The sequence below is a fragment of the Cryobacterium sp. Y57 genome (assembly GCF_002929505.1).
GTDB lineage: Bacteria > Actinomycetota > Actinomycetes > Actinomycetales > Microbacteriaceae > Cryobacterium.
This window is the reverse complement of sequence record NZ_PJJL01000015.1, coordinates 1-2,096: the sequence shown is the minus strand read 5'-3', so window position 1 is coordinate 2,096 and position 2,096 is coordinate 1. Positions and strand designations below refer to the sequence as shown.

Annotated in this window: 2 protein-coding genes; both read right to left on the bottom strand. The window is 60.1% G+C overall.

Going from position 1 to position 2,096, the window contains the following annotated elements:
• Positions 1–1,001, bottom strand: a 1,001-nt coding sequence (locus tag CXY72_RS00110) for a hypothetical protein (RefSeq protein WP_146070963.1), incomplete at its 3' end; no start/stop codon positions are given.
• Positions 998–1,996 carry a tyrosine-type recombinase/integrase gene (locus CXY72_RS00105; protein ID WP_104125723.1) on the bottom strand — a complete coding sequence of 333 codons (999 nt, stop codon included), beginning with the start codon at positions 1,994–1,996 and terminating at the stop codon, positions 998–1,000. The genes CXY72_RS00105 and CXY72_RS00110, both read right to left, overlap by 4 nt.
• Positions 1,997–2,096 lie beyond the last annotated feature (100 nt).

Below are 2,096 nucleotides of genomic sequence, written 5' to 3'. Positions count from 1 at the left end.
AGAGAGACTGCTTCCTCGGCGACGCGAACATTGGGCAGACTCATTGTCGCGGCGACGGCGAGGGCGGGAAATCGTTTCTGTCCGGGGGCTTCGGAATCGACGCGAACGGCGATGTTGATTTTCCAACCCCACCGATACTCCGCGGAGCTTGTTTTCTTACCGGGGTCGGTGAGATCTGTTTGGCCTGTGCCGACATCTGTGCGGGGCCCTGTGCTCACATGCCAGCCAGCGTAAGCATCAACCGGCCCCGGCTTCAAGGTCCTCATGTTCTCAACCTTGGCTTCGTCTGCGACACGTTTAGCGAGGTTCTTCTTGGAGTACCCCTTCACCGTCGGGGTCCCGATATAGGTCTGGTCGAAGGAAATATCCATCTTCTTGGAGGCACGTCGAACGGCGCGGGGCTGTTCGTAATAGGTCATCACGAGGAAGAGTTTGGTGAACTCGTCGAGTCGAGCCTTGCGTTTCACTTCCAAATCAACGTCGTGGGCGCGGAGGATTGCCTGGATTTCTGTATAGGTCTTTGAGGTGCGTCGTTCCTGGGGGAACTGGTCCATGAGGTCGTTCATGCGTTGGAAGGCGCGGATGGTGTTGGCGTACCAGCGGTTCTTTTCCCCGACGTGGCCGACGAAGGCTTCGAGGGATTTCTCCAATCCGAGGAGTTCACGGGAAGCATCACTGAGGCGAAACATGAAGAGGTCGCGCACGTTGGTGACGAACATTGCTGATCCTTCCTTCGCGAGCAGCAACAGAGCAGTCATAACGGCGCGTTCTGAGATGAGGGACGGGCGACCACCAATACTGAAAGCGAGAGCATCTTCGTCACGCCATGCCTGCAGTCGTTCCAAAACACCGGTCTTGCGCACGCGGCCCTCCATCAGCACCACGGTCCGGTGGTCGATAACGTCGTGGATACGCCCACGGCCCATGATTTCCGCTTCTGTCATACCGCCGAGGTCGGGGCTATATCCGGTGAAGCCATAGTCGATGTCGCCGGCGCTCATGCGAGCACCTCTTCGCCGACGATGAGGCCGATGTAGTTGGCGATATCCAGTGGTCGGGCGTGAACGAGATGCTTGTCGAGGCTCCCCGTGGTGGAGAACCCAGCCAAGGCCATGAGTACGGGAAGAGGGAGCCCGTTATCGATCTGTACAACGATCCATGTGGCTCGCAGGCGAGTCAGAGTAACGCGCACACGGCCAGGGTGGTCGGTGAGGAACGTCTGAATCGCCCGCGGACGGTTTTCCTCGAAGCGGTAGGCCCGGAAGACATACTCATTCGAGTCGGTACGACCAGCGAGGCTGCGGAGCAGGGTGCGGTTCCACGGGTGCCGCACCGGAACACGGCGGGAGTTCATGCCGGGCACGGTGACAAAGAGACGCCCGTCGACGATGTCAATGTCGCCGAAGCGAAGGTCGATGATTTCGTTGGCGCGGAGGCCGGCGCCGCCCGCGAGTCCGAGGAGGGCTTGGGCGTTTTGCCGCTTCAGGTCTGTCGTGAGGCTGGCGGCCCAGCTGTGCATGGACGCAACTTCGGCGATGCTGAAGGGGCGCCGACGGTGAGCGTGAGGCGTAGGGAGACGTGTGACGGCGTTTTCAGCGAGCACTTCGGCGATGGTGCCCAGTTGGCGCGCAACGCCCCAGCGATGAGTTTCGGAGTGTTTGGCAAGGCATTCCTGCAGGTAGCGATACACGTTGTTCTGCGTGTACACCCGTTCGACGGTGAGTATTGTGCCGTTGGTCGCCCACACCCAGGCGTTGAAGCGGCCAGTCATCGTCATCATCCGCCGCACGGTCTCGAACGTGCGCGGTTTCATGTTGATGGCCGTCACGATCGTGAACTCGCGCACGGCATCCCACTGCTGCGCGGAGAGCTGCAGCCGATATCGGATGATCACTTCCCAGACGTGGTCGGGAAGTTCGGGGTCCGCGGCGCGCAGGTGGGCGTACGTGCGGGAGTCGTCGCGGAAGATGTCGTTGAGTCGGTCTTTTCGGGTCATGCAGACTGTGTGTGCGGCGGAATTTTAGAGACTGGGTCAAAATCCGCCCAATTGCCCTATCCTCGATGATCACGGCACACCAAAACCCTGATCAGACCTT

Excerpts from the sequence above, each read along its gene's own strand:
- CXY72_RS00105 (WP_104125723.1), bottom strand. The coding sequence starts at position 1,996 with ATGACCCGAAAAGACCGACTCAACGACATCTTCCGCGACGACTCCCGC.